The 25,207-nt window shown below is 65.0% G+C and carries 20 protein-coding genes; 14 read left to right on the top strand and 6 right to left on the bottom strand.

The genetic code is table 11. The features are described 5' to 3' along the window. Nucleotides 1-259: 259 nt before the first annotated feature. From NO366_RS13695 to NO366_RS13685, 3 genes are all read left to right on the top strand, one after another. Complete coding sequence (locus NO366_RS13695; protein WP_256531349.1) at nt 260-607, top strand: winged helix-turn-helix domain-containing protein; 348 nt, start codon at nt 260-262, stop codon at nt 605-607. Nucleotides 608-887: 280 nt separating this feature from the next. Beyond that, complete coding sequence (locus NO366_RS13690; RefSeq protein ID WP_256531348.1) at nt 888-1,163, top strand: PadR family transcriptional regulator; 276 nt, start codon at nt 888-890, stop codon at nt 1,161-1,163. A 259-nt stretch (nt 1,164-1,422) separates the two neighbouring features. Continuing rightward, on the top strand, nt 1,423-2,451 hold the full coding sequence (locus NO366_RS13685; RefSeq protein WP_256531347.1) for a DUF1616 domain-containing protein: 1,029 nt from the start codon (nt 1,423-1,425) through the stop codon (nt 2,449-2,451). Nucleotides 2,452-3,215: 764 nt separating this feature from the next. Here the strand turns inward: NO366_RS13685 and NO366_RS13680 are convergent. Then, nucleotides 3,216-3,746, bottom strand: a complete 531-nt coding sequence (locus NO366_RS13680; RefSeq protein WP_256531346.1) for a DUF7344 domain-containing protein — start codon at nt 3,744-3,746, stop codon at nt 3,216-3,218. Nucleotides 3,747-4,172: 426 nt separating this feature from the next. On the opposite strand from NO366_RS13680, the gene NO366_RS13675 reads away from it, so the two are divergent. The 4 genes from NO366_RS13675 (at nt 4,173) to NO366_RS13660 (ending at nt 8,349) form a co-directional block, all read left to right on the top strand. Further along, nucleotides 4,173-4,748: an acyltransferase gene (locus tag NO366_RS13675; protein ID WP_256531345.1), complete on the top strand. Its 576-nt coding sequence runs from the start codon at nt 4,173-4,175 to the stop codon at nt 4,746-4,748. Between the two features lie 7 nt (nt 4,749-4,755). Beyond that, nucleotides 4,756-5,862 (top strand): DegT/DnrJ/EryC1/StrS family aminotransferase, encoded by a 1,107-nt coding sequence (locus NO366_RS13670; protein WP_256531344.1) that lies wholly within the window; start codon nt 4,756-4,758, stop codon nt 5,860-5,862. A gap of 76 nt (nt 5,863-5,938) precedes the next feature. Continuing rightward, nucleotides 5,939-6,952, top strand: coding sequence for a Gfo/Idh/MocA family protein (locus NO366_RS13665; protein ID WP_256531343.1), 1,014 nt, complete (start codon nt 5,939-5,941; stop codon nt 6,950-6,952). Further along, nucleotides 6,949-8,349 (top strand): nucleotide sugar dehydrogenase, encoded by a 1,401-nt coding sequence (locus tag NO366_RS13660; RefSeq protein WP_256531342.1) that lies wholly within the window; start codon nt 6,949-6,951, stop codon nt 8,347-8,349. Before NO366_RS13665 ends, NO366_RS13660 begins: the two co-directional genes overlap by 4 nt. Before the next feature lie 315 nt (nt 8,350-8,664). Here NO366_RS13660 and NO366_RS13655 read toward each other — a convergent pair whose 3' ends face one another. Beyond that, nucleotides 8,665-8,919 carry a hypothetical protein gene (locus tag NO366_RS13655; protein ID WP_256531341.1) on the bottom strand — a complete coding sequence of 85 codons (255 nt, stop codon included), beginning with the start codon at nt 8,917-8,919 and terminating at the stop codon, nt 8,665-8,667. A gap of 192 nt (nt 8,920-9,111) precedes the next feature. Here NO366_RS13655 and NO366_RS13650 point away from each other — a divergent pair, with 192 nt between their 5' ends. Beyond that, nucleotides 9,112-10,125, top strand: coding sequence for a glycosyltransferase (locus NO366_RS13650; protein ID WP_343217305.1), 1,014 nt, complete (start codon nt 9,112-9,114; stop codon nt 10,123-10,125). A 79-nt stretch (nt 10,126-10,204) separates the two neighbouring features. Here the strand turns inward: NO366_RS13650 and NO366_RS13645 are convergent, their stop codons facing one another. Further along, the gene (locus tag NO366_RS13645) at nt 10,205-11,155 is read right to left on the bottom strand and encodes a polysaccharide deacetylase family protein (RefSeq protein ID WP_256531340.1); all 951 of its coding nucleotides are present in this window, start codon (nt 11,153-11,155) and stop codon (nt 10,205-10,207) included. Nucleotides 11,156-11,494: 339 nt separating this feature from the next. Here NO366_RS13645 and NO366_RS13640 point away from each other — a divergent pair, with 339 nt between their 5' ends. Beyond that, the gene (locus NO366_RS13640) at nt 11,495-13,087 is read left to right on the top strand and encodes an alkaline phosphatase family protein (RefSeq protein ID WP_256531339.1); all 1,593 of its coding nucleotides are present in this window, start codon (nt 11,495-11,497) and stop codon (nt 13,085-13,087) included. Between the two features lie 45 nt (nt 13,088-13,132). Here the strand turns inward: NO366_RS13640 and NO366_RS13635 are convergent, their stop codons facing one another. Next, nucleotides 13,133-14,440: a hypothetical protein gene (locus NO366_RS13635; protein WP_256531338.1), complete on the bottom strand. Its 1,308-nt coding sequence runs from the start codon at nt 14,438-14,440 to the stop codon at nt 13,133-13,135. A gap of 469 nt (nt 14,441-14,909) precedes the next feature. Between NO366_RS13635 and NO366_RS13630 the strand changes: the two genes are divergently transcribed. From NO366_RS13630 to NO366_RS13615, 4 genes are all read left to right on the top strand, one after another. Beyond that, on the top strand, nt 14,910-16,721 hold the full coding sequence (locus NO366_RS13630; RefSeq protein WP_256531337.1) for a hypothetical protein: 1,812 nt from the start codon (nt 14,910-14,912) through the stop codon (nt 16,719-16,721). 341 nt (nt 16,722-17,062) lie between these two features. Further along, nucleotides 17,063-17,983 (top strand): hypothetical protein, encoded by a 921-nt coding sequence (locus tag NO366_RS13625; RefSeq protein ID WP_256531336.1) that lies wholly within the window; start codon nt 17,063-17,065, stop codon nt 17,981-17,983. A 305-nt stretch (nt 17,984-18,288) separates the two neighbouring features. Further along, entirely contained in the window at nt 18,289-19,281 is a 993-nt protein-coding gene (locus tag NO366_RS13620; protein ID WP_256531335.1) for a hypothetical protein, read from the top strand. Nucleotides 19,282-19,544: 263 nt separating this feature from the next. Continuing rightward, nucleotides 19,545-21,383 carry a hypothetical protein gene (locus NO366_RS13615; protein WP_256531334.1) on the top strand — a complete coding sequence of 613 codons (1,839 nt, stop codon included), beginning with the start codon at nt 19,545-19,547 and terminating at the stop codon, nt 21,381-21,383. 742 nt (nt 21,384-22,125) lie between these two features. Here NO366_RS13615 and NO366_RS13610 read toward each other — a convergent pair. Then, nucleotides 22,126-22,722, bottom strand: a complete 597-nt coding sequence (locus tag NO366_RS13610) for a DUF7344 domain-containing protein (protein ID WP_256531333.1) — start codon at nt 22,720-22,722, stop codon at nt 22,126-22,128. A 1,055-nt stretch (nt 22,723-23,777) separates the two neighbouring features. On the opposite strand from NO366_RS13610, the gene NO366_RS13605 reads away from it, so the two are divergent. Continuing rightward, a complete protein-coding gene (locus NO366_RS13605) occupies nt 23,778-24,731 on the top strand; it encodes a transcription initiation factor IIB (RefSeq protein ID WP_256531332.1) in 954 nt (317 codons plus the stop codon). Between the two features lie 136 nt (nt 24,732-24,867). Here the strand turns inward: NO366_RS13605 and NO366_RS13600 are convergent, their stop codons facing one another. Beyond that, nucleotides 24,868-25,044, bottom strand: coding sequence for a hypothetical protein (locus NO366_RS13600; protein ID WP_256531331.1), 177 nt, complete (start codon nt 25,042-25,044; stop codon nt 24,868-24,870). Nucleotides 25,045-25,207 lie beyond the last annotated feature (163 nt).

Below are 25,207 nucleotides of genomic sequence, written 5' to 3'. Positions count from 1 at the left end.
ACGGATCTGTCCCACTTCACTCGCACCCGTGCCGGTTCAAACCCGACGGACAGCAGAAGGGGCCCGATACCGTGGCGAAATCGCAAATTACCACGACGAAGTATTATATTTCCCTCTGTAACGTCGTCAGTTATCAAATACATCGGTTTCCATAACGGATGGTAGATGGATCGTCAACGACACGGGAACGTCGGTCACGGCCAGTTCGCGCCTCCGGTGGCGCCGAAACGAGACGGACGGACAACGGGGTGCCCGGCCGATGTCGAGTGAGTCGACCACCTCGGAGCGAGCGCCACGGACGACCCACAGAGCCGAGGACGCAGCGGAACACCTGGACGTCCTCGGCAATCAGTGCTCGCGGACGATCCTCTACGCCACCCAGGACGGGCCCAAAACCGCCAAGGAACTGACGGACCGAACGGACTGTTCCTCGGCGACTGTGTACCGAAGGATCAACGATCTCCTCGAAAACGACCTCGTCGAGGAGTGCATCAGGTTCGAACGCGGGGGCTCACACACGACCGCCTACCGATCGCTGGTTGAGGGCCTCGACGTACGGTTCGATCAGGACGGAATCCGCGTCGAGATCGTCGAACAGCCCAGCTAGCGGGCACGAAGAGATCGACTTTTTGGGACGACGGGCGACGATAGCTCACCCGGGGGAGCACGATCCGAACGTCGCCGTTAGGACGGGGTGGTGTCACGCTGAACGGATCTGGGTACGGTATCGCATTCCGGGCTGGGTGCCCCGGTATCGTTCACACCGGACCGGGTGACCCGGTATCGTTCACACCGGGCCGTGGGTCGACGGAGATCTGAGTGCGTCTCGGGATGTATGCCGTGGATAACAAATATCCGATCGATCACACCGTCAGCGAGAGTGAGCAATGCACGATCTGACCGGATTTCAGCGCGACCTCCTGTACGTCATCGCGGGTGCCGATCGGCCGTCGGGGCAGGCCGTCAAAACCGAAGTCGAGCAGTACTACGACGAGGAGATCAACCACGGGCGGCTGTACCCCAATCTGGACACGCTGGTCAACAGGGGACTCGTCGAGAAGGGGCAACTCGACCGGCGGACGAACTACTACACGATCAGCGGGACGGGACTCGAGGCGATCCAGGAGCGCCAGGAGTGGGAATCACGGTACGTCGAGTTCTAGGGTCGATACGATGGCCGTCCCGCCGACCGGTCACAGCCGGAGAGCTCAGTCGGAGTGGGACTCCGATCGGCCACGGTGTGACGCGGCGTGGGCGTGGCCAGGCTTCGCTCAGTCACGGCCGGATCCCGTACCAATCACATAACAAACCCGGTGAAAGACGTCTCCGCGCTGTGGTCGCTATGACATCGAGGACGTCCTGTAAAAACCGGACGCCACCGGCACACCGGAGGTCCGGGCCCGATGATGGCGGGGGAGTGAGATGAGTCTGCCGACGGAAACGCCGGCCGACGTCGGCGATACCCGGCGATTGCCCGTCGACCTGGCGATCTGTCTCGGTCTCGCCGTCGGGTGCTGGCACGTCGTGACGTCGGTTCCATCCAGTAGCACGCTACGACCACTGGCCGCTGTCGCGCTATTGCTCTTCGTCCCGGGGTACTCGATAAGCGCGGTCCTCTTTCCGACCGTCTCGATCCCGTCGAGTGAGGAGCGCCGCGGCGAGGGTCGACTCAGAGGAATTTCGATTGCGGAACGATTCGCCCTCGCGGTCGGCCTTTCGATCACCGTACTGCCGGTCGTCGTAGTCGCACTCGGTCTCGTCTCCGTTCCCCTCACGGCGGCGAGCATCGGAACGACGGTGACGTCCCTGACCGTAGTGGCGGTGCTGCTCGGAACGTGGCGGCGGCTTCGCCAGCCGGCGGCGGACCGCTTCGCTATCCGGCCGAGACGGTGGCTGGGGCACCTGACCGACACACCGGCCGACCGACGGACCGCGATGTCGACCGTGGTTCTCGTCGCCGCAATCGGCCTCGCTGGCGGCGTGTTCGCGTACGCGATAGTCTCGCCGACGACCGGTAGCTCCTACAGCGAGGTCGCCCTCTACGGCGAAACCGAAGACGGCGACCGTGCGATCGGCGCGGTCCCGGAAGCCGTCGAACCGGAGACCGAAATCCCGGTCTCGATCGAGGTGACGAATCGAGAGGGGACCTCGAAGCGGTACACCGTCGTCGTTCAGCAACGACCGGTGACGGACGGGACCGTCGGAGAGAGCGTCGAGGTGACGCGAATGCACTACGACCTCGATTCGGGAGAACGGGACCGAACGCCCGCGAGCGTCACGCCCATCGTCGGGTTGGACGAAACCGTTCGCGTCGTCGCGCTCGTGTACGAATCCGACGAGGCCGACGTCCCCGCCGACCCGACCATCCAAAACGCCGACGACTACGTGTACTTCCACACGCACGTGACGGACGATCCGGACGACGACGATACCATCGTCGTGGACGGCTGACGGTCCGAGATCGCGGTTCCACCGCGACGTCCCGGCCACATCGAATGTACCTCGAACGAGGTATCACCGGACCCGGATACATGCCGTCGTCTCACCTGGCAGACCCGGCACCGGATCGAAGGATCGGCTCAAACTATCCTACGGCTTCGTACCGCCTGCGGAGCTACCCTGCCGACGATACCGTCCGCCGCCGACGAGATGTGGACGGACGAAGCCATCTTCGTCTCCGATCGCGCACGCGGCCACCGCAGATCGTCCAGGCCCGGACGCAGAGCACCGCAGGGTGGACGATCAACGAGTGGGGCGACCGAGCTGATCGTCCGTGACGTAGCCAGCCTGTCACCGCGGTGTAGGGGAACACAGAGACCTACCAGAATCCATCTGAGGACGACAGGCCACGGCCGATCTCGATCGATGGAATGCACACTCAGGCCACGACCGATCACTTTCGAGTCAATCCGCTTTCGTCGTTCCTTCGTTTCGCATCACCAGTCATCGTCGTGGAGAAACCGTCCCGTCTGGACGGTCGGTTCGACCCGACGGTACTCCACCGTCTTCGAACGGCTGGTCACACTGCGACCGTAGCGGCCATCATCGACTGGACAGTCCGGACTCGTTCGACACGCTCTCCACTGCGAGAAGGGGGGTCAGTCGCCCAGAAGCGACCGATATCGAGATGACCAGTGTCGGCGCCGTGTCCAGTCGGAGATCGACGAGACGGTGTGCCTGACGTGCCAGAATGTGTCGACGAACGGCGGCGATCGTCACTCGTCGGCGCCGACCGACGGAAGTCCGCCGGTTCGCCTGGACAGAACCTGTACTGCGACGACGACGAGGACGGCGAGGCAGGTTATCGCTGCGATGGTCGGCGCGATCGCCGTGGTGACGGGTCCGACGGACAGGACGGCCAGGGACACACCCGCGGCGCCACCGACCGCCGCACCGGCGTACACCAACCCCCAGGAACGGGCTCCTCCCGCCTGCTCCAGGTACGGCGCGAAGGTTCGACCGTCGTGGCGCAGCGTGATCCGGTGGGTTTCGGGATCCCAGTCGATCACGCCGTGGTCCGCGAGCATCGGGAGGTGCGTCTGGTAGAGGGAGATGTAGACGCGTCGTCGTTGCGCACGCGTAACGTCGTCGAGTCCAACACCATTTTCCCACGCGGCTACCTGTTCGACGAGCGGCGTGAGGTCACACGTCCCCTCGACGTCGATGAGATACCTGACGGCCATCCGTCGCCGAGCGTTGCTGAACACGTCGAAGAGCGTTGCCTTCCCGAGTCCGTCGTCACTCATCCGGGCCCTCCGTCGAAGCTTCCGATTCGGCTGTGGCGGCTGTAATCGGATATCTCACGGACGTCGAGACGGCGGACGTGGGTTTTACTATCTCCCGGCTACCCCTGCGAAAGCCGATTGTACCGGTCAGAGACCGTGACGGACGTCAGATCGGGACAGACCGGTCGTCAGGGAGAAAGACACCGACCGTGCGGGGCGCCGATCGGCTGCGTCGTGCACCAGTCGGTATCGTCGTCCGCCGTCGACAGCCGGTACACTATCGCGGCATTCGCTCGGGCTGTCCCTCGTAGATCGGGGCTACGTTTCCCGCAAGTGATGGATAACAAAGCCTCGATGGCCGGAGGTGTGGGTTGATTGCAACCGGATCGTGCAGTCGAGTATCAACATGCGAAGACCAAGCCACCAATCGGTACGCGGTGATCGAACGTGACCAACGCACCCTACGGTCGAAACTGCCACATACACGACGACGCAGCGATCGGAACCGAACGCGGTCGGCCGCCGACGATCGGCGACGACGCGACGATTCGTCGAGGCGCAATTATCTACGACGACGTCACGATCGGTGACAGATTCACGACGGGCCACCACGTGCTCGTGCGCGAACGAACCACCATCGGCGACGACGTGCTGGTCGGCACCCGAACGACCATCGACGGACGAACCGACATCGGTTCCGGCGTGAGTATCCAGTCGGCCGTCTACGTCCCGAGTGACACGCGGATCGGATCGAACGTCTTCGTCGGACCCGGGGCTGTGCTGACGAACGACGAGTACCCGATCCGCCGGGAGGCCGACCTCCAGGGACCGACTGTCGAGGACGGCGCCTCGATCGGCGCGAACGCGACGATCCTTCCCGGCGTGACGATCGGGGACGGCGCGTTCGTCGCGGCTGGATCGGTCGTGACCGACGACGTCCCGGCCGAGACGCTGGCGCTCGGCGCACCCGCTCGAACCGAACCGCTCCCGGAACCGCTCGACCGACCGAACCAGATCGAGTGACCTACCGATGGCAGACATTCCACTCGCGGACCCCGACGTCGGACCCGCCGCCCTCGATCGAATCGAAGCGCTCGCAGAACGTGGCGAACTCGCCGATGGACCGGAAGTACGGCTGTTCGAATCCGAGTTCGCCGAGTACTGCGGGACCGATCACGCCGTCGCGACGACGAACGGAACGACCGCCCTGCACGCGACCCTCACCGCCTTCGACGTCGAACCGGGGAAGACGGTCGTCACCAGTCCCTTCTCGTTCGTCGCCAGTGCGAACGCGATCCGGCTGGCCGGCGGTCAACCCGTGTTCGCCGACGTGGATCCGGAGACGTACGCGATCGATCCGGACGCGGTCAGGGAGTGCTGCGAAGCGCGCGACGATGTAGTCGGTCTCGTACCCGTTCACCTGTACGGGTGCCCCGCGCCAATGGACGAGCTCGTCGCCATCGCGGACGAACACGACCTGTTCGTCGTAGAAGATGCCTGTCAGGCCCACGGCGCCGAGATCGACGGCGACCGCGTCGGGTCACTCGGCGACGCCGCCTGCTTCTCGTTCTACCCGACGAAGAACATGACCACGGGAGAGGGGGGAATGGTTACGACCGACTCGGACGAGATCGCAGAGCGCGTCGCACGGTTCGTCAACCACGGGCGGCCGACGGGAGAACGCACGTACGGCCACGTCGAACTCGGACACAACTTCCGATTGACGTCGATCGCTGCGGCGATCGGGCGGCGACAACTCGATCGACTGCCCGCGTTCAATCGCGCCAGGCGGGAGCACGCACGCTACTACGACGATCACCTGACACACCTCCCGATCGATCGACCGGTCGAACCGCCGGGGTATCGACACGTCTACCATCAGTACACGATTCGCGCGGAGAACCGTGACGCACTCGCCGAAACGCTCTCCGACCACGGCATCGGCGCCGGAATCTACTACGACAGACCGATCCACCGCCAGCCCGCGTACGAATCCGTTCACACGGCCGCGCGGTCGTTCCCGGAGACTGAGCGGGCGGCCGCGAGCGTCCTCTCGCTACCGGTCCACCCGTCGCTCGACGAAACCGATCGTCGAGCCGTCGTCTCCGCTGTCTCGGCACACTTCGAGGACCGATGATCGACCGTCCCGACGCCGGTGTCGTCGCCGTGACGACGAACCGTCAGAAACGCCCGCCCGGACCACTCACCAGACCATGACAGACACCGTTCACGCTACCACCAAGACGAGGCAGACCGCCCCCGTACCCCCGCGCGCCGGCGTCATCGGCGTCGGCGCGATGGGCGAGAATCACGTTCGCGTCTACAGCGAGTCCAGAGGTGTCGAACTCGCGGGTATCGCCGACCTCGATACGGAGCTCGCGAACCGAGTCGCCGACGAGTACGGCACGACGGTTCGATCGGTCGAGGCCCTCCTGTCGACCTGCGACCTCGTGTCCGTCGCCGTACCGACTGCCGCCCACTACGAGACGGTCGAGCGCTGTCTCGAAGCCGACGTCCACGTGCTCGTCGAGAAACCGCTCACCACCCGGATGGACAGGGGCCGGGACCTCGCGGCGCTCGCCGAAGACCGGGGACTCGTCCTCCAGGTCGGTCACGTCGAACGGTTCAATCCCGCCGTCGAGACCGCAGCGTCGCTCGTCGAAGACCTTGACGTCATCGCCGTCGAGGCCAAGCGACTCGGACCGCCGATCGACCGAACCGCCACCGACCGGGTGACGCTCGACCTCATGATACACGACGTCGACGTCGTCCAGTCGCTCGTCGGCGGTGATCCGACGGTGACGGCGGCGACGGGTACCGCCGACGGACAGCACGCGACGGCGACGCTCGAGTACGACGACGTCGTCGCCACGGTTACGGCGAGTCGTGTGAGCCAGCGAAAGGTGCGGCGGCTGACGATCACGGCGGCGGAGTGTCTGGTCGAGATCGATTACCTCGACCAGTCAGTCCTGCTCTATCGTGACTCGTTCCCCGAGTTCGTCTCCGGAAACGGCGGCCGTCGGTACCGCCACGAGAGCGTCATCGAGCGGCCGGAGGTGAAAAATCGCGAACCACTCCGCGTGGAACTCGAGTCCTTCGTGTCCGCGGTCACGACGGGCATCGAACCGGCGGTGACGGCGGCCGACGGTCTCCGCGCCCTCGAGACGGTTCGCGAGATCGACCGACTCGTGTCGGGAGAGACGGACATCGAGGTGAGTCCGAAGTGACCGACGCCGCGTGCCACCGCCTCTACGACAGCGGCGTCTCGAACCGGGTGGAACGGGAGGCGCTCACCGGCGGAGCGATACCGCTCGCAGTCTACGGACTCGGCAAGATGGGGCTCCCGCTCGCCGCGGTCTTCGCCGATACCGGAGTGCGCGTCACCGGTGTCGACGTCGATCCGGAGGTGGTCGCGAGCGTGTCCGCTGGCGACGCACACGTCGACGAACCCGGATTGGATCCACTCGTCACGGACCAGGTCGACGCGGGTCGACTGTCGGCCACCACCGACGGGCCGGCGGCCGCCGCGAACGCGACCGTACACGTCGTCATCGTCCCGACGCTGGTGGGTGACGATCACGAACCGGATCTCTCGACCGTCGAGGCAGTCCTCGAGGATATCGCGGCCGGACTCGACCCGGGCGACCTGGTCGTCCTCGAATCGACGGTCCCGCCGCGAACCGCCAGGGACGTCGTGACCCCGACGCTCGAATCAGCGACCGGACTCGATCGCGGCTCGTTCGGCGTCGCCGTGTGTCCGGAACGAACGTCGTCCGGCACGGCGCTCCGAGACATCCGCGGTCAGTACCCCAAGGTCGTCGGGGGCATCGATGCGGCGAGTACCCGCGCCGCGTCGACACTGTACGAACCCGTGAACGCCGCTGGCGTGACGACGGTTGCCGACGCCACGACCGCGGAAGCCGTCAAGGTCTTCGAGGGAATCTACCGCGACGTCAACATCGCGCTCGCGAACGAGCTCGCCCGGACCAGTGACGATCTCGAAATCTCCGTCCTCGAGGCGATCGAGACCGCGAACCAGCTGCCGGTCTGTGACATTCACGATCCTGGCCCGGGCGTCGGCGGCCACTGTATCCCGAACTATCCACACTTCCTGATGGGCCAGATCGACGTCGACACCCCGCTGACGGCGACCGCGAGGCGGGTCAACGACCGAATGCCGGCCGTCGTCGTCGACCGACTCGGCAGAGAACTCGACGCCGTCGGCACAGACCTCGAGAACGCGACCGTCGCCGTCCTCGGGTTGACGTACCGTCCGGGGATTCCGGAGCTTCGACACGCGCCTGCGCTCGACGTCGTGGATCGACTGCGGGCCCGCGGCGCATCCGTCGTCGCGACCGATCCGCTCGTCGACCCGGACGACCTCGGTATCTCGCCACTGCCGATGGCGGGTCTCCCCGACGCCGATCTCGACGCGATCGTCGTCGTGACCCCGCACACGGCCTTCAGGACGATCGACTGGGAGGCGGTCGATCCGCTCGTCGTCCTCGACGGACGCAACGCGCTCGACCTGGAGGGGACCCACCACCACGTGCTGACCCTCGGTGACGGCTCCCGCGAGGGGACGAATCGTCACTCGCTTCGTGCGCGCCTCGACGCACGATGAACGGAGAATGCGCGATCGACCATCACCTGAGACCTGACGACGATCGGTCGTCACGAGACGACGAGAGGGGTCGGGTGACGACCACTGTCCGATGTCGCGCGACGGAATGGGGCCGAAATCTCGTGGTCGACGACGACTTACTTCGAGACCCGCGTGTGATCACGTTCGATCGTGGCACAGCCAAATCCGGGCTCCCAGCCACGTCCTCCCCGTTGCGCTCGACACCGCCGATACGCACGCTCGGCGTCGGACTCCGACTGCTCACCATGGCGCCGTGACGAGGGACGAATTCTGACCGAGATCCCGATCTCCGCGTCAGGAGACCGGATAGGCGGCTATCGTACCCCGCTCACAGCGTGGACACGCGGAGGTTTCGGAGGAAACCGTCGTCCCGCAGCGCCGACACTCGTAGACGATCGTCGACTCCGGATCGTCGTCCGGCCCACCGGATCGCGCCGTTCTGGGTTCTGAGACGGGCCCGACGACGCGGGACGACTCCCGCCGCTCCGGCGCCGAGGGCGATCGTCGGGACGTCGCGAGCAGGTCGGCGATGTACTCAACGAGTGTCATGCGATCTGACTATCACCGCTTCACCGAACGACACGTTAAAGGTTTCTCGCGTTATCATCGAATGATTACGACCGGTGACCACTGACGGAAACCCCTCCACCGCGACCGCATCCGCCCACTCACCGGTTGCGCCTTCCCGACAACCACGCCGGCCAAGGCCGCTGTTCGACGTGGATACGACGTGTGCACGGAATGGCTAACAAAGCCGCAACGATGCGTCGTCGCTCGCCGATGCGGGTGTTGACGCTCACGACGAACGAGGAGGCGCCCTTCATGACGCAGCAGATCGAGGCACTTTCGGACCGCGGCGTCGAGACGACCGTCCTGGCCGTCCCCGGCGACCCGACGTCGACGGGCGGTCGGTCGCCGGTCGACTACCTCCGGTTCCTGACCCACGTCAGGAATACACTCGATCCGTCGTACGATCTCGTTCACGCCCACTACGGACTGGTCGCTCCTGCAGCACTGTGCCAGCGTCGGGTTCCGGTAGTCCTCTCGCTGTGGGGTTCAGACCTCAACGGATCGATCGCGCCGCTCAGTCGCGTGTGTGCACGCCACTGTGAGGAGGTTATCGTCATGTCGTCCACGATGGCCCGCGAGCTCGACGTCGACGCGCACGTCGTCCCCGACGGAATCGACCTGTCGACGTTCGCGCCTCGCGATCGCGACGAAGCGCGGTCGGCGGTGGGCTGGACCGAACCGGGGTACGACGTCCTCTTTCCGTACGCACCGTCCAGATCGGTGAAGAACTACCCTCGGGCCGAACGCATCGTCGAGACGGTCGGGGATCGGTTTCGGGAACCGGTCCGGCTTCGAACGATCTCGGGAGTCCCGCACGACCGAATGCCGACGTACATGGCCGCGGCGGACGCGCTCTTGCTCACGTCGCGGAGCGAAGGGTCGCCAAACGCGGTGAAGGAGGCAATGGCGTGCGAACTGCCGGTCGTCTCGACGCCGGTCGGTGACGTCCCCAGCCGGCTCGCCGACGTCGAACCCGCCGTCGTCGCCGAGTCAGATCGGGCGCTTTCGAACGGCCTCGAGGAGGTCCTGCGGTCCGACCGGCGCTCGAACGGACGTCGGGCGGTCCAGTCACTGAGCCTCGATCGGACGACGGACGCGGTCTACGAGGTATATCTGCGGGCCCTCGGAACCCGCGAGTCTCCGTCGGATCGGAACGCGGTGACCGCCGACATGCGACACGAGTGAGCGAACCGACGCGAACGAGTCGGCGAATCGGGTCCAGCGAGTCGGCGAACCGAAGCCAGTCGGCGTACACCGACCGTCGTCACAGTCGCTGGACCGACCGCGAACGGGTCTGATCGCCGTCCACGACGGGCGAGTGCGCAGACCGAACACGCTCGCCGACCGTTCGCATCGTCTCGACCCTGAGCTGGCCGTCTGCTCGTCGGTGAGTGACGTGTTCGAGGACACGCTCGAGTCGGTCGACGTCGGCGGGCGTCGTGAGATTGTTCGGGTGCAACCAGAGGTGGAACAGCCCATCGCTGGCGGCGGCCTGATCGATCCCTCGTCGTGCGAGTTCGACCATCGGATCGCTCCAGATACGCTGTGCAGCGCGCCTGATCGCTCCCTCGAAACCGAAGAGGAAGACGGATGCCGGAACGTCGACGAGTCCGTGACGGTCGAGTTGCGGTTCGACGAGTAGGGATTCGTCCCGTGCGAGCGTCGAGAGGACGCTCGAGGCACCCTCCGGAAGCGACGTGCGGCCGCGGTAGACGGAGAACCCGGTTTCGGCGAGGGCGTCTCGATGGCCGACGTCGTTTCGGGGAAAGACGAACGAGTCGAAATCGAGCCCCCACTCCGCTGCGACGGCCTTCGAGCGGCGACACTCCGCCCGGGCGATCGCCGGCGTCGTTTCGTCGTCGCCGAACAGGACGTGTGAGAACGAGTGTGCGGCCAGTTCGTGCTCGACCGACGAGTCGACGATCCGGTCGACGAGGTCGGGTGCGAATCTGAGATCCGGACGGTCGGCCCAGACCGTCCGCTCCCGCTCGAACCAGCCGGGCGGCGTCGGGTGATCCAGGTGCCGGCCGTCGCACTCCTCCAGGAGCAGGTGACCGACCACGGCCCAGGTGGCTGGCACGTCGTATCGGTCCAACAGCTCGTGCGTCGACTCCCAGCCCCAGCGAGCGTTCTCGACGCGTCCCGCCGGGACGCGACGGAGGTCGTGAAAACCCCAGCCGAGTTCCGCGTCGATAGAGATGACGATGCTACCCACGGTCCATCGCCTCTGGATAGACGGACATACCAACAGACCGCGGGGGAAGCGGTTTGTTATGACTGGCGTGTGAAGCGTATGCGAGGCAAACGGGGCCGGAAACCGTCACGAACGACGGGTGAGTCGATGCCCGGAACACGGCGACCCGACGAGACGCGGATCACTCCGATTCCGACGGCCGGCGGGCGGGTCCAGTCGATCGATCGCGAACCAGTCGACCTGGCGGTCCGTCCTGTCGAACAGACTCCACGGACGTCCGACATCACAGCGCCCCCTTAACAAAACCGCCGCGATACCAACTCGGCCGGTAGCAGGTGCAGGTGCACCTCGAGAGATCACATGTCAGGCTCGACAGCAGGGACCGGACGAGCGTTCGTTCTCGGTCTCGACGGCGTCCCATGGCGGTTTATCGATCGGTGGACCGACGACGGTACGCTCCCGAACTTCGCCCGCCTTCGGGCCGAAGGGGCGGCCGGCCCACTCGAGAGTACGCGACCACCGACGACGCCGCTCGCGTGGCCCTCGATCGCGACCGGCGTGTGGCCGGACAAACACGGAATATATGGCTTCCAGAAGCTCTCTCCGGAGTACACGCACCGCATGTACACCAGCCAGGACGTCAGACAACCGTCACTCTGGCACCAGCTCTCGCCCGCCATCGTCGGGAACGTCCCCCTGACGTACCCACCGGACGAGATCGACGGCTCCATCGTCTCCGGGATGATGACCCCGTCGACCGACGCCACGTTCACGCACCCGCCCGAACTCGCCGAAGAGATCGCAGCGGAGATCCCGTCGTATCGGATCAGCCTCGACTATCCGTCGTACGCGGACGACCTCGACGCGTTCGAGGCAGCCGTCGGCGACGTGCTGGACGATCGACGCGCGGCGCTCGACCTGCTGCTGGATCGAACCCCGGACTGGCGCCTTTGCTTCTTCGTCTTCACCGCACCGGATCGATTTCAACACCTCGTCTGGGACGAAGAGCGGCTCAGAGCGCACTACCGGGAGCTCGACGAGGTTCTGGGCGGTGTGATGGAGTACGTAGACGAGTGTGGCGCCGACCTCTACGTCGTGTCGGACCACGGCTTCGGCGAGATAGCATCGCTCGTCTACGTGAATCACTTCCTCGAGGAGGCAGGCTACCTCACCAGACGGGAAGACGAGGGTACGAGAGGGGCCCTCTCCAGGCTCGGTATCACCAGAGATCGGGTGACATCCATGCTCGAGACGGTCGGCATCTCTGAGCAACGACTGGCGACAGCGCTCCCCAGAGGACTCGTCGACTCGGTCGCCGAGTCGATCCCCGGGGATCACGCCCTCTACGACGTCGACTACGCGCACACGACGGCGTTCGTGCACGACGCCGGAAACGTGTACGTCAACGACACCGACCGGTTCGCGCACGGAACGGTCGAACCGCGAGCTGTCCCCGCGCTCAAGTCGGACCTGACCGACCTCTTCGAGTCCGTGACCGACCCCGACTCGGAGGAACCGATACTCCGCGTGTTCGACGGCGATGAACTCTTCCCGACGGACGATAGCGCTCCCGATCTCGTGGTGAACGGACGCTCCGGATACGAGACGCGTAACGCCATCACCGACGAACCCTTCGGCGAGACGGGTTCCACTGTGGCCAGTCACGAGAGCACCGGGATCATGTTGTGCCGTGGCGAGGCGATGGACGCAGGCGCGACGCTTCGCGGCGCTCGCGTGGTCGACGTCGCACCGACGATCCTCCACGCTCTCGACGAACCGGTCCCGGCGAGCGCCGACGGGCGCGTCCTCTTCGACGCGTTCGATCGAGGCTCGCAGCCGGCGAGCACCAAAGTCCGTCGACACGACGTCTCCGCACCCGAGACCGACGGTTCCGTCGACGACGATTTCTCCGACGTCGAGACCCGACTCAGGGGTCTCGGGTACATGGAGTAGCGCCGATTCTGCGACTGCGCGAGACGGCGGTGCCGAGACGACTGCTCAGGACGAATCCACGAGCCGCCGTCCGACGACTGATACTTCCTTCCAGACCGGATACAGACGCCTGTACGCGCCCGTCGGGAGCGTTCGGGCGCCCGCCCGGAGGGCGCGGTGTGAGAGCGGTGGACTCGACGCGTCGACGAGATCGTCCAGGTCGACGGCGTCGAGCCAGTCGAAGAAGTCGCGCTCCGGGGCCGATCGAGGGCGCGTCTCACGTGTCCGGTTCCGTATGTCCTCCCACATGTGTCGCTCGTCGAGACCGAGCACCCAGCGATCCTGCTCGAACGCCTCCCGGACGATCCGATAGTCGTCGTCGGCGAAGGCGTAGCCGTGCTCGTTCGGATCGAGACCGGCCAGTCGCAGGCCGATGGCCGTCCGGTAGCACTTCTCGCACCGGCCGCAGTTCCCGGAGAGGCGTTCGTTACACGTCTGCAGAGTGAGGTCGTGGGACGAATCCGCCGCGTACTCTGCGAGGAGATCGATGCGCTCCTGACGCGTCAGTTCGTACCCGTCGTGGTGACACTGCGTCCCGCGCCAGCGGACGTTGTCGTCGACGTCTGGACGGGAGCCCCACGCGAGATCGATCCCCTCCCAGTGGGTGGCGGCGACGTAGAGGTGATTCATCCCGCTCGCGTACGCGAGCGGCGCACACAGCCCCGTAAGTCCCAGACCGTGTCCGACCGAGCTGTACCAGGCGCCGTCCACGTAGCGCTTGTAGTGAGCGAGCAACATCGGGTGATCGAGGAAGCGGAGCATGTTCGACTCGACGAACGCCGTCTCCAGCCCGCGCGGATCGGCGAACGCCGAGACGCGCTCACGCATCGTCTCCCATTTCCTGTCGTCCGACGGATCCGGCGTTATCGTCCACCCACGAACGCTCACGAGCGTCGGCGACTCCCCCCGATGGCGGACGTACGACGCAGTCGAGTCGACACCACCAGTAAAGAGGAGGCCGCTCTCGTCAGTGGCCGGCGGATCCGGCGGGTCGGTACGTGGTGCGCGGAGTGACCCACCCACCATGAAGTCGTGCATGTCGAGCAGCGCGTCGCGGACGTCCCTGAGTGACCTGGCGAACCGCTCGTCGACCACCGGTGCCGCAACGTCACCACCCCTGGCCCAGGCGACCGGACAGAGCTGGGCCAGCGCGGGGATCACCAGTATCGCGCGCGGAACCCCCTCGATGGATCTGTCGTACGAGACCCGGAACGACTCCCGGGCGACGAACCGATCGAGATCGCCGGTCGCGCTGACGATACACTCGAGCTCAGACCCGTCGACTCGCACCTCGTCGATACGTATTTCTGACATCGTGTCCTCGGTATCTCCACCCACGGACACCACCGGATTCGCCAAAAGTACCCGCAGTCAACGGTGACAGCCAGATCGATGCTGGCCGGGAGGCGACGGGCCACCGGCAACCGGCGGCCTCGGCCAGTGGCGATCGACGACCGTACGATCGGCTAGTCTGGGGATAACAAACGACCGACCACGCTTGCACCGAGACGAATGTGTCTCGTCGCCCATCAGCCGCGTGCCGCCCGCCGCGGCGAACGAACCGGGAGAGACGGCGTCTCCCCCGGAGTCGGTGGACGGCGTCTCGGACGCCGCCCCAGTGACACGAGATCGAGGCGTCCGTCGAGCCACTGGATCAATCCGTCGGACGATGGTGGTGCGTGCGGTCGGTCGACGTTCACACCCACCTGGACCGGTACGAGCGCCCCGTCGGGTCCGACGAGACGAGACGACGACGGACGATGGCCGTCACGAGGGGCAACAGATGCGTAAGTTCCACGCCAACACCGTATTGACCGTCGGGTTCGTCGCACTGGCCGCCGCGATACTGATCGCTCGGTCGAATCCAGCCACCGGATACGAACCGTCGATCTACGCGGGAACGCCCACGTCGACCTGGATACTGTTCGGACTCGCGCTCGTGATCGCGGTGACGATGGCGCTTTCTATGCGCGGACTCCACCAGGCGATCGGTATCGGATTAGGGGGGTTCGTCGTCACCACGATCGTGAGTCTGCCGCTCGTCCGCGGGTACTTCTTCATCGGCATGGGTGACGGTCTCACCCACCTTGGCTGGGTGCGGGACTTCCACGCCGGAACGTTGGCGCCCCACGAACTCCTGTATCCTGGATTGCACGGCGTCGCCACCGCCCTGTCGGTCGCGGGCGGGTTCGACGTTCCGCGGGCGCTCATGCTCGCGGTCGTCGTGCTCTTCGTCCCCTTCGTCCTGTTCGTCCCGCTGATCGTCTACGCGGTCACAGACCGCCCGCTCGCCGCCGGCATCGCCGCCGTCTGTGCCTGGTTCGTCCTCCCGGTGAACAACGTCGCGACGCACATGGGCGCACACAGCAACACGAACGCCCTGTTCTTCGTGCCGGTCTTCCTCTTCGCCGTCTTCGCCTACCTCTACCGTCGACCGCCGGTTCGCCTGCCCCTGGTCGGGTCGCCCTACAGCGCGCTCATCGCCCTTACCGGGTTCACCCTGCTGCTGATTCACCCACAGCAGATGGCCAGCGCGGTCGTCGTGCTGGCGAGCATCACGGGGGTGCAGTATCTCGTCCGCCGCCGCTCGAACGAGGCCCACCCGATCCTGGAACACCCGACGACGTACGGCCACACTGCCGCCCTCGCCGGCGCTTTCGGTGTCTGGGTCCTGGCGAACGAGCGGTTTCGCGAGGGGGTCCTGGGACTGGCGTACGGACTCGTTCGCGCGGACGTCGGCGGGGAGGAGGCGGTCGGTCAGCGGAGTGCCTCTCTCGCCGAGATCGGCGGGAGTGTCCCGGAACTGTTCGCCAAACTCTTTCTCGTCACCAGCCTGATCGGACTGTTCGCCGGCTGTTACGTACTCATCGTCTGGATCGGGCGGAGCCGGTCCGCCCCGGAGGCTCGAACGACCGTAACGTACCTCGGGGCCGCCCTGCTCCCGCTGGGAGCGATGGTCGCCGTCTACTTCCTGGGAACGTCGACCATGGCGTTCAGGCAGGTCGGGTTCATCGCGGTGGTCCTGACGATCGTGGGCGCGATCGCCCTGACGGGGCTCGTCGGCTGGACCAGCCGGTACGCGCCAGCGGCCGTGCCGAACGCCCTCGTCGCCATCGTGCTCGGCGCGTGTCTCGTGCTCGCGCTGGCGACGGTCTTCGCCTCGCCGTTCATATACAGCCCGACACAGCACGTCTCCGAGGAGACCTACCACGGGTACGAGACCGCCATCACGAACGGACCCGACGACCAGCCCTACGCGGGGTACGGCTACACCACGTACCGGTTCAACCACGCCATCTACGGCGTCGAGTCGATGAGCCCAGCTCAGGCGGGTATCGTCGGGCCGGGTACGGGTGTCGTCGACGCGGCGGAGTTCAACGCTGGCGATTACCAGTACGCCTACGCGGACGAAGACCCGTACTTCCTCGCGGTGAGCGAATTCGACACGGTCCGCGAGCACGGACTCTACCGGGGACTCAACTACGACCCGGCCGCACTGGAAGACCTGGAGTCCTACGACGGGTCCGCCCGGTACGTCTCGAACGGCGAGTTCGTCCTCTACGAAGTTGGAAGCGGCAGTGACCGATATCGGTGATCGCCAGCCGGGATTCGATCTCCGCCTGTTCCACCGCCACGCCGCAGACCGATTCCATCCGTCGCCCATCCGGTTCGATATCACTCCAGGTCTCGGATTCGTACCGCCTCTCTGATCGTCGTTCCGACAGGGGAACGCGATCGGTGTCGATGGGTACTCGACAGGTTCGATATCACGTCGCCAGCGTCGAGTTCACGTTCCGAATCCGACGAACCACGGGAAACCAACCGGCCGTCACGAAACACCGTCGCACGTGAGTACCTCTCGCGACGGACACTCACCGGATCGGACATTAGTTACACGGAAAAGTTTATGTATTAAACGTCCTGTTACGGGAGTGTATGACCGATTACCCCCACACCGGTTCGACCACCGACCACGATAACCCGCGATTTACTCGCCGCAGTTTCGTCAGTTCCGTCGCCGCGGCTGCTGGAGTCGCAGCGACCGGCGTCGCGGGCACAGCCGGTGCGGACTCGGCCGAGTACGAGACGATTACGCTCGAACAGGGGGAGCGTAAGACGGTCTCCGTCGGCGACGGAGAGACGTTAGAGAACGTCGTCTACGACTGTACGGCTCCCGACACCCACGTGACCATCAGCGCGATGGGCACCGACTGGACGATCAGAAACGTGGGCGTCGAGGGTCGCGTCGATCGAAAAGAAGCCGTCTTCGGCGTCGCGGACACGGGCGGAAACACATCCACAATCGAACACGTCTACCTCGGCGACGGCGCCAGTCAGGGACACCGAATCGGGCTCGGTGTCTGGGTCGCGCCCGATCACACCGGCCACATCGACATCGACGGCGTCAACGTCCAGGAGATGGGTGACAACTCGTTCTACTGCTCCGCCCCCGGAACCAAAGGCGGCGGTACCGTGGACATCCGAAACAGTTACTCCGCGAACTCCTGGGTTTCTCACTTTCGACTGGCGGACGGAACGGTCGAAAACTGCACCGCGGTCAACACCGGCGAACACAAGGACGGCCGCGGCGTCTGGGCGTGGTCGCCTGGAGCCGTCGAGGTCCGCGGGTGTAACCTGGCGATGAACGGCAGACACTACGCTATCGAATCCGGTGCGAACGGATCCGGATCGACCGTCGAGGTCTCGGACACGGCCTTCTCGACCGAGTACCACGGCGGTCTCAACGAGGTCGACGGTGGAACGATCGACATCGTCGACGAAGCCGACCGCGAACCCGAAGACGTCTGTCCGGACTCGTGCCCCGAGTCGCCGGCCGAGGCGGCGCGCGGCCGATAACCGGTTCGTCCAGCGATCCGTCCGTCCCGATCGCCGACCGACGGGTGGACACCCGTACCGATGGCAGTCGTCGTCACCGACTCGGTCGGTACTCGTCTTCGTGAGGGAACTGCGTTGGCCCGTCCACGCCGGTAATAGGTCGTTACTTCGACCACACGCCGGACGAGTGGACCGACGGCCGATCGAATAGTACTATGGATATTCTCACTACATACACGTAGCAACACCCATATTTATACTACATTCATCAAATTATACTCGTTAGACAGGGTAAGATTTATAATAGTATCCTCGTGTTACCGGACATGGCACGCGAACGGATCGAAGACGATCGATCGACACGGATCGGTTCTGGAACCGAATCGATGGGACGGCGACGATACCTGCAACTGGCCGGGCTCGGCAGCGCAACAGCGGTCGGCGTCGGCGCAGCGGGACTCGTCAGCGCGACGGAGTACGAGACGATTACCGTCGATGCGGGCGAGCACCGTGTCGTCAGTCTGAATGCTGGGGAGGCACTCGAGAATACCCTGATCGACGTCACCGCGTCGGGAGCGTCGGCGACGGTCGACGCCCACGCGTCGAACACGACGATCCGAAACGTCGGCTTCGAGGGCCGGATGGACTCACCACCGACCGGAATCATGGGTGTCACCGAACCCGGCGACGGTACCTCAGTGGTCGAGAACGTCTACCTCGGTGATGGTGCGAGCGCGGGGCACCGACACGGCCTCGGCCTCTGGGTCGCACCCGAACACGCCGGCCACCTCGAGATCGATCGGGTGAACGTCCAGGAGATGGGCGACAACTCCTTCTACTGTTCCGCTCCGAAAGGCGCGGGAACGGTCGCGTTGAAGAACTGTTACTCGGCGAACTCCTGGGTCGCTCACTACCGTCTCGCGAAGGGACGGGTCGAGAACTGCGTCGCGTTGAACGACGACCGACACAAAGACGGCCGTGGAATCTGGGCGTGGGCGCCCGGACCGGTCGAGATCCGAGACTGTGACCTCGACGTGAACGGGCGTCACTACGCCATCGCAGCCGGCGCGAACGGCGGACAGACGCACGTCGAGGCGACGAACGTCCGGTTCGACACCGACTTCCACGGCGGATTGCAGCGACGAAGCGGATCGACCATCTCGATCGACGGGAGCGATGGCGAACCGGACGGATCACGAGTCCCCGATGGGTGTCCGACGAGCGCCGAGGAAGCGGCGTCGGGCGCCGACGCGACTGAACCCGACACGCCGTCTGATGGGTCCGGGAGCTGCAGTCCGTTCACCTGCTGGGTGTTCTGATAGGGACGCCCGACTCCACCTGGCACTCTTCTTCACACCGACCAGTTACCGCACCACGTCGACGCAGACTCGCCGTCGAAAGTCAGGTACAATCGCGTTACGAGTCATCTCCGGAGAGACTCACACTACCGGGACACTATATGCTTCCGAGCAGTTCCTCGTTGGGTCCCCGAACCCAGCGTTAGAGACGAATACTGTATCGAAAATTTAATTATACTGGTTCCAGAATGCTTATGGCCGTTCCCCGGACTCGTCCACAACGCATGGCACGCGATCTACCGGAACGGGACGAGAGACAATCAACGGTTACCACGGAGACATCCCGCCAGCATTCGGATAAGACGGGATTACTGCACCGACGGGGCTACCTGAAGCTCGCGGCTGCGGCTGCGGCGACCGCGGGACTCGCTGGACAGGGGTCGGCGGCGAGCGACGATTCCGACGTCGTCACCCTGGACCCGGGCGAACGCAGAGTCGTCCGTCTCGACGACGGCGAAACGTTCGAGAACGTGATCTTCGATCAGCGCGCAGCAGGCGCCGCGGCGACGATCGTCGCCGACGGGACGAACTGGACGATCCGAAACGTCGCCTTCAGGGGCGAATTCGGTCATCGCGGTAGGGCCCTGGGAGTGGCCGACACCGGCGGGGGCACCTCGCGGATCGAGAACGTCTACATGGGCGACGGCGTCGAAGCCGGAATCGGCGACCGACGTCACCCGCAGTTCGGCATCTGGGTCTCGCCGGAGCACGCCGGCCACATCGACTTCGATCGGATCTACGTCGAGGGGGCCCACGACAACGCGTTCTACGCGTCGGCACCCGGATCGAACGCCAACGGGCGACGCGGGACGGTCCGATTCAGAAATTGCTACGCGAAGGACAACTGGGTCGCCGGGTTCCGGCTGTCCCGGGGCGTCGTCGACAATTGCGTCGCGGTGAACACGCCGGCCGGACGCGACGGGCGACCGCTGTGGGTCTGGAACACTGACGAACACGACGGTCGCGTCGAGGTCTACGATTCGGACTTCGTCGCCGGAGACTACCCGTACGCGATGGATATCGGTCGCGACGGCGGTCGCTGCGAGATCTACGTCGAGGGAACGCAGTGGCGTGGAGAAAAACGCCATCACCCAGGCGCCGACGTGCGGTACGTAGACGGCGGCGGAAACGGGACGAACGCGACCGACCGCGTCCCGGAGGGGTGTCCGACGTCGGTCGACGAGGTCTTCGCCGGGTCGAACACCATCACCGCTGCGTACGACCACACGATCGAACTGGCCGGCCAGTTCGGCTACCGACTCGAGGTCGACGGCGAGATCGTTCCGGCGTCCGCAAGCCGTCGCTACCTCTCTCGCGGCGAGGCGTACGGCGACGACTGGGCCGAGTGGTGGCTCTCGGGGTCCGAGGACGCCCGCACGACCTGGCACTACACCGGCGAGATCACCTCACTCGACGTCTCGCCCTACGACGGTGCGACCGACGTCAGATCGATCACGATCGACGGCGAATCGGTCGACCCGTCGCGATTCGACGATCGACCCGCCCGGAACACGCTGGAGATCGCCGGGCAGTGTCGATACCGGGTCGAAGTCGACGGCGAGATCGAACCGGCCGCAGACCACGCGCGATGGCTCACCGAGGGTGAAGCGTACGGCGACGACTGGGCCGAGTGGTGGCTCTCGGGGTCCGCGGACGCCCGCACCGCCTGGGAGTTTACCGGCGAGATCACCTCGCTCGAACTGACGGACTACGCCGGCGAGACGGCGGTCCGCACGCTCGCGGTGAACGGGGAGGAACTCGATCGTGCGGCGTACGTACCGGATCGAGAACACACGCTAGAACTCGCCGGACAGTGTCGGTACCGGATCGATGTCGACGGCGAGATCGAACCGGCCGCAGACCACGCCAGATGGCTCACCGAGGGCGAGGCGTACGGCGACGACTGGGCCGAGTGGTGGCTCTCGGGGTCCGAGGACGCTCGCACCGTCTGGGAGGTCACCGGCGAGGTTACCTCGCTCGACGTCTCCCCCTACGACGGTCGGACCGACGTTCGCACCCTCTCGATCGACGGTGAACCGGTCGATCCCGCTCGCTTCGACTGACACGCTCTCGACCACCTCGATCCGGCGTTGTGGGTCGCCAGCCGGTCCGTGAGGTAGTACAGGCTGTCGGCTGTACCGGTACTGCGACGGAACCGAGACGAACCGAGTGCGTCGCTTCCAGCCGTTACACGGGAGAGAAATCGGCTCCCGCGCCGGGAACAGCAAGCTGGCACGCGAACTGTACCGGTACTGGTCGATATCGACGGGAGCCAACCGTCTCTACGAGGTCGGTCCCCTAAAGTCTCCCGCAGGAAGGGCGAAGACGGCTCCATGCCCGGACGTCGAATCCGGGACACCCGGTTCCGGTGACGGACCCGAAACCGAACGCCGACGCGTATCCCCGACCGATCGATCGGACGGAAGAAGGTGATGGCTCGTCATCGAGGCGCGTCGAGCACACAGGGTGGCGGCGTCGATCGAGACGACACGTCGACGAAGACTGCCTGTGAGACACGTCGGCGAACGCTATCTGCGGGTCACCGCGCAAACGATGGTCTGTGAGACACGGCGGCGGGACCAGTCTGCGAGACACGGCGGCGGGACCAGTCTGCGAGACACGGCGGAGGAAACTGTCTGCGAGACACGAGGACACGGCGGATCGAGACCGGTCGGAGGGCAGGCTGACGGAGATCGGTCAGCAGGACGAAGATACCGGACCGCTGCGCGCGTAGCCGGTGTCCGCCTCCAACCGACGAACCGTCACACGGGTACCGGGAACGACGATAGAACGGCGACTGGACGGTCACTCGATCCGGGAGAGCTTACCGTCGACGTGGCGCTGGATCCGTTTGTTGACGACGACGTGGACTGCCGAGAGACAGCAGACGGCGCCAACGACCAGCACCGAGAGAATCGAGAGCGGTATCGCGCCGACGACCGGTACTCCGCCGACGCCAGCCAGCAAGACGAGCAGTCCGGCGAGGCTCAACGCGGCGTACCACCGGTCCCATCGGTCGTGCGTGTGTGTCTCCGTATCGAGGTACATCACCAGTAAGTCCGCGTTGTCGGACAGGTCGATCAAGCCGCGATCCTGGTCGTACTCGATGATGCCAGCGTCGTCCATCTTCGGCAAGTGCGTCTGGTAGAGGGCGACGTAGACGCGCTTTCGCTGGTCCGAGTTGAGCTGGTCGACGGTCGTGTCGTTCTCCCAGGCGGCGATCTGTTCGGCCAGTTCTGAGAGCGTGACGGTCCCCTCACAGTCGAGGAGGTACGAAAGCACCTCCCGGCGACGCCGGTTCTTGAGCAGTTCGAAGATGACGTCCTTCGAGAGACCGTCGGCGCTCGAATCGTCGGTGACCGACGTAATTTCTTCCGGCAGGGATGTATCGACGGACGACATTACCTCCGACCCTCGTCTCGATGGCGGTCGTATTCGACCGATACTGACGACTGTGTCTGCTGACGAGTGGGGACGCTGTCGCTCCTCGTCGATACCCTCTGGCTACCGATCGGATTCACGTATGACACACCAACTGGTAACCCCACGGTGAAACTCTTAAACACCCCCACGTTTTTCACCGTTTGCAAACGTCTGCTACCGGATTTACAGGGTATTCGTACACGATCGGGCGGCGACGAACGGTGGCGTTCCGTCGATCCACCAGTCCGCGTCGACGGTACACTACGTCTCGCGGCAGTCGGTGAGAGGGACCAGTGTACCGTCCGTCTCGCATCGACGGAATTGTTCGAAGGCGCCGGAAGACACCACCCTCGACCGGTCCGATCTCGAAGCCACAGACGAGCCTCGCGGTCCATTACCGCAGACAGAACAGTCGGACCGACAAAAGCGTGACCCGATGGGAACCGTGACAACGACCGGTTACGCCGAGACAGGCGACCCGAAACCGACGATCGGTCGCCCGCTATGTGGCGGTTTCGACCGCTCCGAGGACGGCCGAACGGCGACGCGTCCGCGTCCGACGTCTCCGCAATCGATGTCCGGCTCGCCGCCCGCCGGTACTCGCAGTTCGACGACACGCTTCGGACCGACGCGACGCGTCCCAAACACGAATCGGGCATCGGACACCGCTCGTAACCGATACCAGGCCGGGTATCGAATGGGGTCGTCGATCGGCGATCAGCCGGTTGCACCGTGGCGACGCTTGTACGCTCGTCGTTATACCGCAGGGCCGTTCGGACGCATCGCCTGTGGTTTCGGAGGACAGTATCACGCATGCGACGTAAGGCCGCTCTCGGAGCCGACGAGACAACCGCCTTCGCGTTCGGGGTGTGATTCTCACGCGGACACACGACGTGAACGGTGACCGTTCGTGTGCGATGCGACGGACGAGAACGCAAACCGGCTCGGCGCCGAGAGGGACGCGAGTAAGAGCGTATTTCTCCTGAAACCATGGCAAGCCCTTACGGTGCGTGCCTGAGTCTGCCAATCCACTGATGACACGGTCCGTCACCACAAAGAACGTCCGTGAAGAGACCACCGTCGGCGACGGTCGGTGTCCGGACTGCGAGACCGAGACGGTCATCCACGATCCGGATCGGCGTGAGTTAGTCTGCGAGGAGTGCGGACTCGTCCTGAGCGAGGATCCCATCGATTACGGTCCCGAGTGGCGTGCGTTCGACGCCAGAGAACACGAAGAGCTGTCACGGGTGGGCGCCCCGCTGACGCAATCGATGCACGACCGGGGACTGACGACGACCATCGACTGGCGCAACCGCGACGCGAACGGGCACTCGATGGACGCCGGAAAACACGGTCAGCTTCACCGACTGCGGGTCTGGCAGGAGCGCATCCGAACGAAGAACGCGGGCGAGCGCAACCTGAAGTACGCGCTCTCGGAGATCGACCGCATGGTGAGCGCTCTCGGCGTCCCGAATCCGGTCAAAGAGACGGCCAGCGTCATCTACAGACAGGCGCTGGATCGGGACCTGATCCGCGGCCGATCGATCGAGGGTGTCGCGACCAGCGCGCTGTACATGTCCTGTCGAAAGAGCAACATTCCACGGAGTCTCGAAGAGGTGACCGCGGTCTCCCGGGTCGAACAGCGCGAGATCGGGCGTACGTACCGGTACATCGCCGACGAACTCGACATCAACTTAGAGCCGACGAACCCCAGGCAGTTCGTTCCACGGTTCTGCTCGGAACTCGACGTGAGTAGCGACGTCGAGACGACGGCCATCGACATCATCGACGAGACGACCGAACTCGGACTCCACTCGGGGAAGTCGCCGACGGGATTCGCCGCCGCCGCGATCTACGCCGCCGGGCTCCTGTGCGACGAGACGATCCCGCAGCGCGCGGTCGCCGAGACGGCCCAGACGACGGTCGTTACCGTCAGAAACCGCTACCGAGAACAGCTCGACGCGATCGACGAATCCGTGACCGCCTGAGGATGCGACGGCGTTAACGGGGTGTCGACCCCGGTTTTGCGGATCGACCCCGACGAAATTCACGGCAGGCGTCACCGTGCTCGACGCCGCTGGCCATTCGGTAGGCGACGGACGGCGGCTGGGTGGTCCGAGCCGATTACATGATCGAGCGTTCGTCCGATCCGTACGCCTCCTCGTCGATCAACGCGTTCAGCGTCGAGTACGGAACGAACGCGACGAACTCGTCGTCCTCGTCGTACAGTTCGATTCCTTCGTCCGAGTGTTCGAACCGATCACAGACGATCTGGCCTTCGGGGAGGATTGCCCGATACATACACGACGGTACGGACCGAAAACGCATAGCCGTTCCCCCGATCGGGACGGCGATAGGTTCGAGAGAGAGAGAGTGTGTGTGTGTGTGAGTGAGAAAGAGAGAAAGAGAGAGTGTGTGAGTGAGAGAGCGGGGTGGCCGAACCGCTTCGTCGCCAGTCGCGCAG

It is taken from the genome of Halovivax cerinus (assembly GCF_024498195.1).
GTDB classification, from domain to species: domain Archaea; phylum Halobacteriota; class Halobacteria; order Halobacteriales; family Natrialbaceae; genus Halovivax; species Halovivax cerinus.
The sequence above is the reverse complement of the archived record's forward strand: the minus strand, read 5'-3'. Positions and strand labels throughout refer to the sequence as shown.